Source organism: Motilimonas sp. E26 (assembly GCF_021278025.1).
Lineage (GTDB): Bacteria > Pseudomonadota > Gammaproteobacteria > Enterobacterales > CBDFNC01 > Motilimonas.
In genome coordinates, this window is sequence record NZ_JAIBHJ010000002.1 from 259,029 (window position 1) to 274,153 (window position 15,125).

General features: G+C 43.6%; 15 protein-coding genes. 4 read left to right on the top strand and 11 right to left on the bottom strand.

Going from position 1 to position 15,125, the window contains the following annotated elements; translation table 11 throughout:
• Positions 1–25 precede the first annotated feature (25 nt).
• From K1M91_RS02520 to K1M91_RS02540, 5 genes are all read right to left on the bottom strand, one after another.
• Positions 26–2,005: a DUF3488 and transglutaminase-like domain-containing protein gene (locus K1M91_RS02520; RefSeq protein WP_232799981.1), complete on the bottom strand. Its 1,980-nt coding sequence runs from the start codon at positions 2,003–2,005 to the stop codon at positions 26–28.
• Positions 2,005–2,970, bottom strand: coding sequence for a DUF58 domain-containing protein (locus K1M91_RS02525; protein WP_232799982.1), 966 nt, complete (start codon positions 2,968–2,970; stop codon positions 2,005–2,007). Before K1M91_RS02525 ends, K1M91_RS02520 begins: the two co-directional genes overlap by 1 nt.
• A 10-nt stretch (positions 2,971–2,980) precedes the next feature.
• Complete coding sequence (locus K1M91_RS02530; RefSeq protein WP_232799983.1) at positions 2,981–3,886, bottom strand: MoxR family ATPase; 906 nt, start codon at positions 3,884–3,886, stop codon at positions 2,981–2,983.
• A gap of 89 nt (positions 3,887–3,975) precedes the next feature.
• Positions 3,976–4,599: a homoserine/homoserine lactone efflux protein gene (rhtB, locus tag K1M91_RS02535; protein WP_232799984.1), complete on the bottom strand. Its 624-nt coding sequence runs from the start codon at positions 4,597–4,599 to the stop codon at positions 3,976–3,978.
• A 47-nt stretch (positions 4,600–4,646) separates the two neighbouring features.
• Positions 4,647–5,531: a DMT family transporter gene (locus K1M91_RS02540; protein WP_232799985.1), complete on the bottom strand. Its 885-nt coding sequence runs from the start codon at positions 5,529–5,531 to the stop codon at positions 4,647–4,649.
• A gap of 93 nt (positions 5,532–5,624) precedes the next feature.
• Between K1M91_RS02540 and K1M91_RS02545 the strand changes: the two genes are divergently transcribed.
• The 3 genes from K1M91_RS02545 (at position 5,625) to K1M91_RS02555 (ending at position 9,158) form a co-directional block, all read left to right on the top strand.
• Positions 5,625–6,629 (top strand): alpha/beta fold hydrolase, encoded by a 1,005-nt coding sequence (locus K1M91_RS02545; protein WP_232799986.1) that lies wholly within the window; start codon positions 5,625–5,627, stop codon positions 6,627–6,629.
• 193 nt (positions 6,630–6,822) lie between these two features.
• Positions 6,823–8,355: a hypothetical protein gene (locus K1M91_RS02550; protein ID WP_232799987.1), complete on the top strand. Its 1,533-nt coding sequence runs from the start codon at positions 6,823–6,825 to the stop codon at positions 8,353–8,355.
• Positions 8,356–8,468: 113 nt separating this feature from the next.
• A complete protein-coding gene (locus K1M91_RS02555) occupies positions 8,469–9,158 on the top strand; it encodes a flagellin (RefSeq protein WP_232799988.1) in 690 nt (229 codons plus the stop codon).
• Positions 9,159–9,258: 100 nt separating this feature from the next.
• Here the strand turns inward: K1M91_RS02555 and K1M91_RS02560 are convergent, their stop codons facing one another.
• The 3 genes from K1M91_RS02560 to K1M91_RS02570 all read right to left on the bottom strand — a co-directional run bounded on the left by K1M91_RS02560 (position 9,259) and on the right by K1M91_RS02570 (position 11,201).
• On the bottom strand, positions 9,259–9,495 hold the full coding sequence (locus K1M91_RS02560) for a (2Fe-2S)-binding protein (RefSeq protein ID WP_232799989.1): 237 nt from the start codon (positions 9,493–9,495) through the stop codon (positions 9,259–9,261).
• A gap of 318 nt (positions 9,496–9,813) precedes the next feature.
• Positions 9,814–10,728 (bottom strand): response regulator, encoded by a 915-nt coding sequence (locus K1M91_RS02565; RefSeq protein WP_232799990.1) that lies wholly within the window; start codon positions 10,726–10,728, stop codon positions 9,814–9,816.
• Positions 10,725–11,201 carry a chemotaxis protein CheX gene (locus K1M91_RS02570; protein ID WP_232799991.1) on the bottom strand — a complete coding sequence of 159 codons (477 nt, stop codon included), beginning with the start codon at positions 11,199–11,201 and terminating at the stop codon, positions 10,725–10,727. The genes K1M91_RS02565 and K1M91_RS02570 overlap by 4 nt, the downstream gene beginning before the upstream one ends.
• An 85-nt stretch (positions 11,202–11,286) precedes the next feature.
• Between K1M91_RS02570 and K1M91_RS02575 the strand changes: the two genes are divergently transcribed.
• Positions 11,287–12,186, top strand: a complete 900-nt coding sequence (locus K1M91_RS02575; RefSeq protein WP_232799992.1) for a hypothetical protein — start codon at positions 11,287–11,289, stop codon at positions 12,184–12,186.
• 104 nt (positions 12,187–12,290) lie between these two features.
• Here K1M91_RS02575 and K1M91_RS02580 read toward each other — a convergent pair whose 3' ends face one another.
• The 3 genes from K1M91_RS02580 to K1M91_RS02590 are packed head-to-tail and all read right to left on the bottom strand — an operon-like array spanning position 12,291 to position 14,934.
• Positions 12,291–12,848, bottom strand: coding sequence for a DUF1439 domain-containing protein (locus K1M91_RS02580; RefSeq protein WP_232799993.1), 558 nt, complete (start codon positions 12,846–12,848; stop codon positions 12,291–12,293).
• A gap of 6 nt (positions 12,849–12,854) precedes the next feature.
• Positions 12,855–13,427: a sugar O-acetyltransferase gene (locus K1M91_RS02585; RefSeq protein ID WP_232799994.1), complete on the bottom strand. Its 573-nt coding sequence runs from the start codon at positions 13,425–13,427 to the stop codon at positions 12,855–12,857.
• 46 nt (positions 13,428–13,473) lie between these two features.
• Positions 13,474–14,934, bottom strand: a complete 1,461-nt coding sequence (locus K1M91_RS02590) for an HDOD domain-containing protein (RefSeq protein ID WP_232799995.1) — start codon at positions 14,932–14,934, stop codon at positions 13,474–13,476.
• Positions 14,935–15,125: the final 191 nt, after the last annotated feature.

The following is a 15,125-nucleotide window of genomic DNA, read 5'->3' on the forward strand; positions in this document are numbered from 1 at the left end:
ATTTAGTAAAAAAATCCACGGCTCGCTATTTTGTTCGGCGACGGATCAACTTTAGCAGCAAAGACAATTTCAGATAATCTTTCTCATTCTGCATGCTCGTTTGGTCAGCATATTTAACGCGATTATATAGCCGCGAAAAGTTCATTACCTGATCCGCATTTTTTGGCGAAACCAGTGAAATTCGTAGGCAATAATCTGTTACCGTTTCGCCCGGTAAACGCTCCAACCCTTGCTTACTAAACACCCCATGCAGCGCCATAAACAGCTTATCCTCACGCGCTAAAGTTGGCCTTTGCCATGGCTTTAAACTCCACAAAACCATCAGTGTAATAATGGCGATAAAAACACCAATAAACAGCCAAATCTGGGCAAAAAAATCAATATCGCCAAACCAACGCTTGATCAAGTCAAATTGCTTTTGATTATCGTAGTTCAATACCCAAACCGCCCACACGTAATCAAATTTCGCCATGGTTAGGTAAAGCTGGTTAACCAACGCATTGCTTCTAAACTTAATTAAGCTTAAATCGCCTGCCAAAAACTCATTCGGTAATGCCGACTCAAGACCCGACTCAACCCGATCTGGCGCAACAAAAGCAGTAGGATCAAAACGTTGCCAACGACCATCAACATAAACCTCCGCCCAAGCATGAGCATCATATTGGCGAACGGTCAAAAAGCCCCCTTCACCATCCCACTCGCCGCCTTGGTAACCCGTTACCATTCGTGCAGGTAACTCAAGTAAACGCATGATGTAAACAAAACTACTGGCATAGTGCACGCAAAATCCCGCTTGCGAGCCAAATAGAAAACCATCGATTTGCTCTTGCCCTAATGGCGGTGGCCGTAAGGTGTAACGGAAGTTTTCACCGGCATAACGCTGTAAAACTCGGCTTATTTGCTGTTGTGGCGAAAGATTCTCTTGTTTTAGCTGCGCAGCCCAAGCCCGCGTTTGCTCATTACCCGATTCTGGTAATAGCAAATTTTGCTGCCTCATGGTCCGGTCTAAATAACGTATTGGCGTATCGGGAAAATAGCTAAAACGCAGCATGCTGCGTTGCGTAATCGGAATGTCATTGCGTAAGGTATAATTAAATAGCAGGTTAGCGCGATTATTTTGGCCATTACTCACCGCTAGGCTAGGTAACCAAGTTTGAAAGCTAGGTTCAAGAATCAACTCATATGATTGCGCGGTCCCCGCAACTTCAACATTAAAGCGACTGCCTCTTTCTGCCAATCGCACCGCACTTTTTATCGACTCACTTTGCGACCATTGGCCCTGCACATACTGATCCATAGTCATCACCCGCCAATAACGCTCATTGGCAGGTGGTACCCCTTGCGCGAAGCTAGCACGAAAAGCAAGAGCACTAGAGCGACTTAACTCGGCAATATCGCCCGGGTTTACCGTTTCAGAAAGACCTGTAGTGGCTTGATTTTGTAATGGCAATTTCCACATCGGCGGTAAACGCGGCAGTAGCACAAACAGCATTAACGCCAAGGGGAAACTAATCAATACCAGCTTAGTTAAATAACGGGTCTGCGCTTTGGCCGAGAGGTGCTCAGCATACAAACTGAGTGCTAACCCTAAATGCAAAACAGCGAGCAACACACCCCATAGCGCCATCATTACAGAAGTTTCAAAAACAAAGAAAACCGCTATTAGCACCATGCCAGTACAAACAAAGACATTAATATCCCGCCGTGCGCTCAACTCCAAAAACTTCAAGGTGTAGCCCAACACAATCAAATGCATCATGGCACTAAACAAGCCTTGGCTGAACACCACGCTCATCAACACACCCGCACCAAGTAAGGCTGCAACGCGATTAACCATCACCGATGGCGCAGCTAAACGGCCAAAATAAATACCCACGCGCCAACCAATACAGGCCACCGCCAAGACAAAAATCAACCAGTGAATTTGGTTTGATAGGGATAAAGTCGTCGCCAAATAACAAAGTAAAATAAGCAGCAGATGATGTCGCTTAAAAAACAAATCCATTACATCACCGCCTTATTAAGACCATAAGTTGCTAATGCTGCGAGACAAGTAAGACGCTGCTGCGCCCCTTGCGCAGGAGCAATCTCATGAGTCCCCAAGCGCAAACCATATAAAGCGTTTTGTTCGTCTAAGGTTAAAACCTGAGCGGTAAGTTGGCCGAGTTTAGTTTCTAAATCGCGCCCTGTTTGCGCGTTAAGGTTTAGCCAAACCGCACTGCCTTGAGCTTGTTCAAAGGCTTTACTGTGCCAGCCTCGGCCTTGGGCTAACTGCTTCCAAGCAACCGACTTTAACGACTCCCCTATTTGATAAGTCTTTAAGCCGGCAAACTCATCAAAACCAGCTTGAGTACGACTGCGCCCTAAATCGGCCTGCTTATCCGCGCCATCACTGTCTAGCACGACCGCGCTTTCAATAGGCTTGGGATAAACCAATCCTTGCCAGTTCAGATCTACATGAGTCCAAACCCGAAACAGTCCGAGGGGAAACACACTGGAAATCGTCAATCGTCCTGGATTAAAGTAACCACGACGTAACGCCTGACGATAAATCAACACCTGCTGGTCTTTAATCAGTGCATCTAGTCCGTCACCATCTTGTTGAAAAGCGAAAATAAACTGCCCTTGCTCTGGGCGGTGTTCAATCTTTAATGGAAAGGCGATGTATTGCTCAGCAAACTGTGGCTCAGGGTTGGCAGCATAAAGAGTTAAACCAGACATATTCTTATGGCTGGCCAGTAAGCAGCTAACAAAAATACTCGATAGCAAAAATGACAAAAATAAAATCAAGTTATTCTGGTAATTTGTACCCAATAAAAACAACGTAAAACACGTCACTAAATACGCAGCACCAAACCAAGTCGGCAGAATAAATAGATTATTTCGGGTCAGAGTGATCTTACCGTTAGGCGGTATATTTTTTTTTAACCACTTATCAAAGCGCTGTTTAAACCACTTGCGAATTGTCAACAAAATCACCTTAAGCCAGTGGATCAACGGCATGTAATAAGGTTTCACTCAACGCCGCACCGCTACTTTGCGCGCCGCCAAGCACGCCTAAACGATGGTCAGTTACAGCAGGAAACACCGCTTGGACATCATCGGGTAACAGATAGTCACGCCCTGCCACCCAAGCCTTAGCTTTCGCAGCTTGCAACAAGGTTTTACTGCAACGTGGCGATAATGGATTAGGGTAAGTAGCGTTATAGCGACTCTCAGCCACTAAGCGTAACAAATAATTAAGTACTGACGCACTGGCAGAAACCTCTCGCACCTGTGCTTGCATCGATATGAGCTCTGCAGTATCAATTACCTGTGATACTTGATTAAACTGCTTTCCTTGCAGCATCGCTAACTCAGCTTCCATGTTAGGAAAGCCCAATTCAATACGCATCATAAAGCGATCTAGCTGCGACTCAGGTAAGGGAAAAGTTCCTGCTTGATCGAGCGGGTTTTGTGTCGCAATGACAAAAAATGGCTCAGGTAATGAGTAAGTCTCACTGTCGATACTGATTTGATGCTCTGCCATCGCTTCTAGTAAAGCACTTTGGGTTTTCGGGCTAGCGCGGTTAATTTCATCGGCAAGCAAAACTTGGTTAAAGATGGGGCCTTTATGAAAATGAAATGCCTGTTTTTGTGGATCAAAGATAGACACCCCCAAAATATCCGCCGGTAGCATGTCACTAGTGAACTGCACCCGGTGATAACTTAGCCCTAAGGTAGTGGCTAACCCTTGTGCTAAGGTCGTTTTTCCCATGCCGGGCAAGTCTTCTATTAATAGGTGCCCACCCGCAAGGAGACAAACCAGCGCCAATTCAACTTGCGCTTCTTTGCCTAAAATCACTTGGTTTAGTTGGCTTAGAATTGGGGAAACATTTTTTCTCATTGAATTTATTCCTAAAAATAGAACAGAAACGATAGCAACAAACACAAAAAAGGGAAGCCTTGGCTTCCCTCTTCAATTGATAAATAACACTATTTGTGACTTGCCACCGCTAAAAGCGAGCCCGCTCCAATAAACATGCCACCAAAAATCCGATTCTGTAAGCGCATATGTCGCTCACTACGAATGAAAAAGGCGAGACGTGTCGCTAACAAGGCATAGCCAATCATAACCACCATATCCACCAGCACCGAAGTGGTACCAAGAATCAAAAACTGTGGCGCTTGCGCTGCATTGGGATCAATAAACTGTGGCAGTAACGCCACCAAAAATACAATACTTTTCGGATTGGTCACATTAACCAACAAGGCATGACTAAATAATTTTGCTAACGGCATTGGCTTGGCGCTCACTTGCGCCACGTCCATCGCACCCTGCTCCCTAAATTTCATCACGCCTAAATATATTAAGTAACCAACCCCAACCCACTTAATAATATTAAACGCCAGCGCTGATTGCGCCACTAACGCCCCTAACCCAATTGCAACGAGTACGAACAAGAGAATCAGCCCCACCTGCAGGCCAATAATCGACACCAATGCACGCTTAAAACCATAATTCATGCCGTTCGACATGGTATTAACCGCACCGGCGCCGGGCGAAACACTCAAGATAATGCCTGCAATTAAGTAGGCCAACCACACTTCTAATGTCATTTACTGCTCACTTATAATGGAATCTCGCTAACGTCTTTGCCACTGCGCTAACGGCTCGGCTTGCTCTGCAAAGATAAAAGGATCCCAGAGCCAATCGCTAGCGCCCCTATTAATTGAAACCACGCCAGTTGTTCACCTATAAACAACACAGCAAGGGCGGTGCCAAATACCGGCATCAAGTGGATAAATTGCCCAGCGGTACTTGCGCCGATCAATTTTACGCCTTGATTCCAACAAAAGTAAGCCACTAATGATGCAAAAATAGCGGTATACCCTATTGCTGCGCCATTTTCCAAACTAAAATGCCAACTTGCTTCAGATGTTAGGTTAAACCAATATAAAGGACTAAGCACAAAACTGCCCACGGTAATACTAAAACCTAGAAAAGCGACCGCCGACAACTCTGCAGGTTTCACCTTTAAACCGATCGAGTAAATCGCCCACAGTAACGTTGCCAAAAGCACCCAAAGATCGCCTGTATTCACCCTTAGATTAAGTAAGCGACTAAGCTCGCCATGGCACACTAAAAAGATCACTCCCAGTAAAGAAATCAGCACGCCTAAACCTTGCTTGAGCTGAATCGTCACTCCCAATAATAACGAACATACAATGATTAAAATCGGGATCATGGAGTTGATTAGCAAGCCATTTGTCGCTGTCGTTGTTTGCAACCCCAAATAAACACAAGTATTAAACCCAGCAACCCCCACCGTCGACAGTAAAAACAACGGCCAAAAATGGGCTTTAATGATCGCGCGTTGCTGCCAAATCGGCTTAATAGCAAAAGGCAATATCAAACACATAGCCAAGGTCCAGCGCCAGTAAGCCAGAGCAATGGGAGGAATGTCACTGGAGACGTAACGCGCAAATACGAAATTGCCCGACCAAAACAGGGCTGACAATGCAGGTAAAAAGTAAGCTGACTGTGGCAAAATAACCCCTAACTTAGATTTTATGATCGGTAAAAAACCAAAACTGACGTAAACTTATCACCTATAAGTCATGATTACAGCTGAAGAATTACCTTGGCCTTTAACAATAAATACAACCTTACCCTAGAATCAGAGCTTCCTGACAAATATGCCAGCCATATTGGCCCATTTTGGCAAAAGTATAGTCATGCTAGTGAATTTATCGGCGTGGATGGCGTTATTATTCGTTATGTCCAAGTGATTAAACCTGAACACCAGCAAGCTATCATCATCTCGCCTGGTCGAATTGAAAGCTATTTAAAATATCAAGAGCTTAGCTATGATTTATCGCAACTTGGTTTTGACATTTATATCATTGATCACCGAGGACAAGGACTGTCGGGACGCATGACACCCAATAGCGAACAAGGCCATGTGCTGCAGTTTTCCGATTACGTCACCGACTTTGCCTATTGGGTTGACCAAGAGCTCGACTTAACACGCTATAGCAACACTTTTCTCATCGCACATTCAATGGGCTGCGCTATCAGTGCTTTGTATTTAATGGATCATAATCAACGCTTTGATAAGGCAGCTTTCTGTAGCCCAATGTTTGATATTAACTTAGGCCCTTTTAGTGCCAAAATGGCATTATCGATTACCAACGCCGCGATAAAATCCAATACTATGATGCGTCGGCCTGCCCAATATGCCCCTGGCCAAGGAGGTTACCACCCCATACCGTTCGAGGAAAACGACCTAACCCAAAGCCCTGCTCGCTATCATTACTTCAGACAAATATACCAAGCACACCCCGAGATACGTTTAGGTGGCGTAACCCATCAATGGCTTAATCAAGCTATTTTATCGACCAATTATATAATTGAAAATGCCGATAAAATAACGACTCCTTTACTCGTACTTCAAGCCTCAGATGACAACGTCGTCAACCCTCAAGGGCAAAACCAATTTTGCGCAAACTTGTTAAAAGCCGGCCGTCCCTGTATTGATGAAGAGCCAATCATTATCGGTCATGCACGACATGAGCTCTTAATAGAACGAGATAAATATCGCGTACCGTCAATTAACTGGATTTTGGATTTTTTCTTACTAGACTGAAGCTTGTAAAGCCGTAATTTGGCCTACATCAGTCAGTTAGCAAAAATTAATATCGCTAAATATACGCAGTAAAATTTTCAGTCTTTGCTCTAGCGCACAAAAATGACGCAAATTATGAAATTAGCCTGAGCATGACTTTGATACAATCTAAGCATTATTCTAACAACAGATGGATTGGCTAAAGGGACCCACCATGAAAGCTATCTCATTGATCAGTTTGATCTCTCTACCTATGCTTTGGTCATGTGCGCAGACACCAAAGTCAACACCTCCGGCTCCCGTCATCGTTGAAACGGCGATGCCTGAACGCGTCCCTTTCAGCCAAGTGTTGGAGACTAATTTCAGAGGCCAACTTGCATTAGGTGAAGGCGAAGCATGGTTTACCCCTTGTGGCTTTAAAGATTCTTTCCCGCTAACCTATGGCGAAGATCTAAGAATGATTTATAACAAGATCTCACCGAAAGCCTTTGAACCCACTTATATAGAGTTTGCCGGGGAAATCGTTCCATCCACAAACCAAACCGACGCTTCAATTAGGGTCGACCGTGTTCACCACATGGCGCTCAGTAAAACCTCCCCTCAATGCACTAAAGCCGTAACCGGATTTCACTTTAAAGCGCATGGCGATACGCCCTATTGGAATGCATTAGTTGCAGGACAAAACCTAACCTTCACCACTCAATCGAGTAGTCAAAAGTACGACATCAATCTCTCTAAGTTTGAAACCACGCAGCGCAATAACATTACAGCGGTAGGTAAAAATGGATTTTTATTGCAACTCAATATAAACCCTGGCCACTGCTACAGTAATAATGGTCGCGTGTATTGGGGTTATCAGGCAAAAGCCAATGCCGCCTGGGATAAATACCAAGGGTGTGCCGAACCAGCTTGGCCTGAAGTAGACGAGACCATCATCGGTAACTACATGGGTAATAAATTACACTACGGGCAAACTATTTTAGACTTAGCGCTAAATGATGATTATTCCGCGACCCTAATTACCCAAACTCAGCAAGGGAGAAAAACCGAGTCAGGCTTTTGGAAATCCAATAACCCAGCTGAAGTCTCTTTATTTTTGACCCAATCGTCAGGCAAACCTATTGCCAAGGAGATAATCTTTAGCCGCGATGGGTTAGCCCTAGTCGCAAGCCAAACCAATAACTCTGGCACCGTTACTAAGTATCAAAATAATGCTTTTCAACTGGACAAGATGTCTGGCGGACAAGTCTTAACCTTCATGCCACAAAAGCAACCAAAACAGCGTCAGTTTAATGCCGCTAACATCAACCCTACGGGGCTAGATCGAACGGTACAAAAGGCAGTAACAGAATACTTCCGTTATCATCGTACCAATCCGGGTAATACTAAGTTCAACTCTGTTAAGTATGACTTAAATGGTGATGGCATCGATGACGCCATCGTACAACTTAACTGGTGTAGTAAGCAGGGCTGTGTCCTATTAGTATTTCAAGGAACCGCTAAAGGCTATCAATTCCTGAGTCGAACCGAAAATGTTGCATCGCCCATCGTAGTTGGTCAAACAGCGCAATATGATTGGTTAACCCTATACAGCCAAGTATCAGGCAGCTGGCGCAGTTTATATTACAATGGTGTCAGCTATCCAGGTAATACCAAAGGGCTAACAAGTAGCAAAGTAGATAACAGCACAGGCGTGGTACTCTTTTCATCTGGAAAACCACGCACTTGGCATAGCATTCCTCGTTAGTCTTTGAATCAACTCACCTTCCTGCTACAACCGTAGCAGGAAGCAATTTTCTTCAGCAATCTCCGCTAAAAATGGCTATAATTTAAGCATAATAGTGTTTTCTTGGGGGCGATATGCAAATAGGTTCAACGTCATCATTTCAATCTTCTAATTTAATTTCACAACAAAAGAAAAAGGAAGAGGAAGAAAATGAAAAACTCGCCAGCGGTAAACGAATAAATTCAGCCGCAGATGATGCTGCCGGCTTTTCTATTAGTCAGCGGCTTACCTCGCAAATTAATCAGTCCGCCCAGCTCAATGCTAATGAAACTTACAACCAATCTCTCGCCAGTACCGAAAGCAGTGGCTTACAAAACTCATCTGCTTCTGTACAAAGGATCAACGAGCTGGTTGTTGCCAGTGGTAATGGTATTAACGGTGCAAATGAGCTAGGTGCCATTCAGTCTGAAATAAATGAACTTGTGAGTGGAATAGATAATGCGAGTAGCCTTGGCTTAGACACTATCAATGTCACTACACAAAGCGTTGATGCAAATTTAGCAACAGGGCAAGCTGCGCAAGAACAGTTGTTATCATCACAAAGTGACTTAGGCGCACAAATCAATGCATCTGATTCTTACCAACGACAACTCAGCAGTGCATTTGAGAATCAGAGTGCGGCACGTTCGCGTATAGAAGACGCTGATTACGCACAAGTAAGCTCAGATCAAAGTAAGGCTGAAACGCTACTAGAGGCGAGCGTGAGGGCACAGAAAGAAAAAGAAGAAAATGAGAAAAATGCAGTAACAAACCTACTTGGTTAGCGACTACTTACTTATAATTTAAACAAGTGTCGGTGCTGCCATAAACACTCACCCGACCTAATAGATAAGCAATAAAATGGGCTCTTCGTGAGTCCATTTTTTATGCTACCTGCTTAATCGCAATACTTTGATCGTGGGCCGCGCGAACATTAGCAGCATAAGCCTGACCTTGATATTGCAATTGCTCTTTTTTAATCAAAGAAATGGCATCCGCCACGCAAACGCCACATTGCGCAGATAAGCCTAGCTCGCGTTTGAGGGCGCTAAAGCTTTTTCCCGTGGCAACCGCCTCGCGAATGGTTTTATCGGTGATCCCTTTACAAATGCAGATATACACGATGAGAGCCCTACTTATCAAACTTGCTGAGAAATTAAACAAATTATAAATCAAAATAAGAATGATTAACAATAACAATGTATGTTATCACAATAAATTTGACCATACATAGAAGTAGAAAACGGTATAACTTATTAAAAGAAATGAACTTATAAAAAGACAAGTTGACTTTAAATTGACCTTAAAGATTTTCACCTGTCGCAATTTCTAAGGCGCCATGGCCAGAATACTCCTCCTTTTCATCAATGGCGGGATCGTTTTTGCAGTTAAGTAACCCGAGCTTTGGATAAGCAAAACTGAGGTTAAGTGTTACCACATCTAAGAACAAACCAAGGTTAAATAACCTTGCCCATAGCCAAGTACGGCTAGCTCCACATCCACCCGTTCCGAGTTGGGTTTATTGAACATTTTTTCCAATTTAGGCATAGATTTCGCGGCAAAATTAACACTTTGTAAGGTCAGGCAGCATCCTGTTTTTTGCTCTACCATACTCGCACCTAACACCTTAAAGACTTGGTTTACATTAGCCATCATGGCTTTAGGCACCGATTTTTTCTTTATAATTTCGTGGGTTTGAGCATCCTCTAAACCATCCATACCGGCACCAAGAACCACTAAACCCGCAAAGTCAATGACCGCTACGGCGCGCACCTTTTTTGCGCCATCAACAAACATAGCCAAAAAACAGGGTAACCAGCGCCCGTGAAAAGCACTGCCCGGCACCGCCTCTAATAACAACTCTTTCACCGAAAAAGCATTAAAAACAGTGTCGATAGCGTTCACTCTCGGTAATAGGATCCGATCTTGAATTTCTTGAGATAAACAAGCCGAAGCGCTAGCTTTAACCACCTCTGTATCGCCGTCATCATTTTCATCCAGCAGCGGTAACATGGCTTGATGCAAGGCTTCATCTTCAAACGGTTTGCTTAAAACAAACTCCGCACCAGCGGCAAGGGCCTGCTTTAATTTCACCTTAGCAGTTTCAGAAGTAACAAAGCCTATTTTGACCTTAATTCCCTGCTCTTTCACGGCCTGAAGCAGCTCAAGTCCCGTCATTTTTGGCATATACCAATCAGATAACACAATATCAGGCTGCCACTGTTTAATGATAGCTAAAGCTTCAACACCATCAGAAGCCAGTTGAGTATCGCAACCACCGTAACCGCAAGCTTTTAATGAACGCCTCACAATGGCTTGCATTGCCTTGCTGTCATCTACAATCAGTATTTTCATTCAACATCTCCTGCAGCTGAGCGAAGCGCTCCAGCGTCCTTTACTAGCATCACATAAACGGGCGCATGACTAATGAATAACAAACAGCCAAGCGAGTCCCTTTGCATAATCAGTTCAGCAACATTCACTGGTGGCCATATTTTATTTGGCAACGTCATTTCATCATTTAGCGCCAGTGCTGTTTTCAGATGCCCAGCGATAATATTAACCATCTCACCTAAAGCGTCATCAAGCTGAACTTGACTGGCTGGCTCACTGCCTAAATCAAACATTACATCCGCTAAAGACCGAGCGGCAGGCTGGCTGCTAGCCAACAGCACACTTTGCTGACTAGGCTCAAAGGTCACACTGACTAGCCTATCTAAACCACTCAAATACTTTTGATGCTTGGCGAAATCAAAACGAACCAATACGACCGGACAAAAATGCTGCCACTGAGCGCTTACTGTCTGATCAAAATCAGCTTGTTGCATATTGAAACGCCCCAAATCGGCTAAAGTTCGATTTTTGCATTATGCTAAGTAAGGTAAATATTTCTTATTATTCAAGAGTAGCACAATGTATGATGACCACTTTATGACCATTTTTGTTATCGAAATGGCGCTGTTTTTTCTCATTGTGTTAGGAGGGCTATTCTATTGGCAAAAACAAGGTAAAAAACGATTACAAGAGCAACTCGAGCAGGCCCAACTAACTATTGCCAAGCTTACTCAGGCGTTAAAAGCAAAAGGCAGTACGCCTGAGCCACAAGAATTACGGGATGCGTTGAAACAAAGCCAATTAAAAATCGACAAACTCAGTCAAGTTTATCAAGCACAAATAAAACTAATAAAACAAGTTGCTGATATTTCTGAATTGCCTGCTGAAACGAAAGGCACCCACCAAAATATCACGGAACATATCATCCGGTTAAAGCAGCAAGCCACCGAGTCAGGTGAAATAATTGATGAAATGACGGCGGCACTTAACGAGAGTTACTTAAAGTTTGATAACTTCAGTAAAGAAGCAAATGAACAAGAACAGAAACTAAAAAAACTATTAGATGAAGCGGTCAATAAATCCACTACCAGCGCCGAAGAGCAAGCGCAAATGGAAGCTCACGCCGAAGCAGTCGGCATTGAATGCCAGCAACTCACCGAAAAACTAAGCGCGGCCGAACAAGATATCACCCAATACAAAATGAGTGTCGACTCACTAGAGCAAGAGTTAGCGCGACTTCAGCAAAGTAGCCAAAAAGATGAAACAACAACCCTGAAAAAACAACTCGCCGAAGGGCAGGCAGAGCTAAGTCGCATCGTGCGAGAAAAAGATTTTATTGAAAAGCAGTTTTTAGAGCTACTTGATAGCGCGGAAGACTCCACCGATTTAGCCGCAGAGCTGACCCGAGCGAAAAATGAATACGCCCTGCTAGAGCAAAAATTTATCGAGGCTGAATCACAACGAAACGACCCTAATTAAACGTAGGTTAACACTCACTCCGAAAAGCCACTTTGAAATTCATACCAAAGTGGTACCTATCGAGTTCAAATCAATAAAGAAGAGCTAGTACAAATAAACTATAGCTACAGCCCCATCAAAAATTCAATTTTACCGGGCTTAATTACTATCTCTTTGCCCACTTTCTTAATCATGGCTTGATTCATGTCTTGTTCATCTAAAACATAAATAGGCTGCGTTTGTAAAAACATCTGCAACGCTTGAGAAACCTGAGGGACCAACTTCGCCACCTCACTGCCTAAATCAGCCGGGTCGGAGGAAACATTAGTTAAAGTAACATCCTTTAAATATACCGCCCCTTCTTTCTGGTTGTACCAAGGCTTAGCACTAAAGTCGACGGTAACAGAGCCTTTAAATGGGCGCAGCGGGTTTTGTAGCTCTAGGCTAGAAGTGCCAGACACTTGCAGTGCATCGGCCTGCTCTCTACCGAATTTAACGGCAACCTTGCCCAATTCAGCTTTAACATAAAGAATACCAGGAATTCCATCTTCATGCTTAAAGCTAACCTGGTCATTGATATAACTCGCCACTTCTTGCTCTGACAGCGAATAAGTTTGACTACATGCACTGGCTAATAGAGCTAGGCCTACAACCATGCCTTTTTTCATGTTTATCCAAGCCATTAATGTTTACTCTCCAATATTATTGTCATTGTTTGATTCAATACGCTTTATCAGCTTTGCAGGCACTCCTGCCACTAAAGAGTCAGGTGCAACATCTTTGGTGACTACCGCGCCGGCGGCAACAACTGAGCGCGCACCGATTGTAACTCCCTGGCAAATAACCACATTACCGCCAATCCAAACATCATCTTCAACCACTATCGGTAAATTACAACATTCCCATTGCCTACGTTTTTTAAAATCAAGGGGGTGAGATGCAGTATAGAGCTGGCTTGAAGGGCCGATTAATACATTATTACCTATGGTGATTGGCGCATTATCTAACATGGTCACGCCCATATTGATAAAACAACGGTCGCCGATGCTAATCGTCTTGCCAAACTCGCATAAAAAAGGCGGGGTAATAATAGTTTGAGAACCAACCTTGGCAAAAATTTTCTTAGCTAAGGCGCGCCCTTTCGGGGCAAAGGTGCGATTAAACTGCTGTATTAATGTAAACGTTTGATGGCGTAACACTTGAATCTCGTGGGCATCTGGATCGAATTCTACACCCAGCTGCATTTTTTCTAGTTCGGTCATTTCTCACCTTAGCACCACCAATAAGTTGGCAAATCATAACTGAAACTTATCCATTTGGGTGCATCATTTTGGTTAAGCATAAATTAGTTTGCTGAACAAAATGTTGAAAAGCCACAAACGAAGTTTCTTCTAATTCAATGTGACCCAGCTTTCTATCCGCATATACTAAGCCAATACTGCGTTTTTCCACCGCCAAAGGAGCAATGAAAAAACCGCTCTCGGGGGTTAGCTTAAGCAGCTTCGCGCTAATAAAACGCTGCCACTTATCATGATGTGAACGACACCAAATAGGCTCAAAAGACTGCAAGCTATGGGCAAATAAATTCTTTTCACGCCCAATTTCCACTTCAAAATCATCTTTAAGGTGCACTGAGTCTTTGCCTGATACAAAGCGAGGTTTTAGGCCGCGTCGATCGCGTGTCAGCATAAATATCAATACCGTATCCATACCGATACCGCGATAGATACCTTCAAGGGCTGAATGCATCACCATATTGATGTCAACCTTCTCAACGGCCATATTGGTTAACTCATGTAAAATCTTTAATTGCAATGCTTCATTGCTTACCGCAATCTCTGAATCAGCAGGCAACACCATATCTTTCACATTAAGGTATTTAACTAAACGCCCAGCACCATAAGCATTCATTAGTTCAATGGTGCCTTGCTGACAAGATTGAATTTCTTTTTCCACCGTTTGTGGCCCAACGCCCAGCAGCTGGCCGATTTTAGCTTCATATTGCTGCTTTTTTTTGCCGTTGGGGTGAATAGAGATTAATTCCGCACTCAAGCCATCGGCCAGCATTAATGCGCGCATTAAATAGTTTTTCTCTGGCTCGTCAGCAAGAGAGGCTTCTACTGTTGCACCGAGATGCCAACTTGTCGCTAACCCTTGGCTCATACGCTCAAAAGAAGTCCCTAATAAGTCTCGAACTAGGCCCTGTTGGTACTCTATCGATTTATGATGCTGCTCTACAAAACGTAATTGCTCATCGAGAAAAACAGCTACATCGCTGTTACTGCGCCAAAACGCCGCTTCGCCTAAACGTCGCATTAAGGCTGCTAAAAAATATTCTTCTTGGGTATCGGCATCATTTTTATGCAGTAATTTTTTTACTAGCATTCCAGCCAATAAAGAGCGAGCAATAAGCAAAACTAAACGTTGGTAAACGTTAGGGTCCATTCGATGATCAGCCAGTAAAGTGTCAAGCATTTGCGCGGTAATACAAATTTGTTTAATGGCTTTAAAACCTAGCATCACTACGGCTCGGCTCACCGTTGTAACCTGTTGTCGACCACGGTTATAGCAAGCACTATTGGCGATCCTCAAGATCCGAGCAGTTAACCCATGATCATGTAAAATAGCTTGCCCAAGCTGCGATAATGAAGCGGTGTCGTCCTTGGCAATTTGCTCTAATTTAGCCACTGTATCTCGTAATACTGGCATTTCATGTTCGCTGATATAGCGAACCCAAGCTTCCTGTCCGAATAATCCTTTACAACTCATGATTAAGTTTCAGCCCATGCTGGTGCTATTTAGTAATAAGTCAAAGTGTAGGAAAAGTTTGCGATGAATGGGGAATAAGGAAGATGAGCTGTGAAATAAAGCGAAAAAAAAGCCTCTTTTTTGAGGCTTATGTGACATTCATACAATTTCAACATCAGGCAAGTGATTAAATCTTGCCTGATAAGCGATAG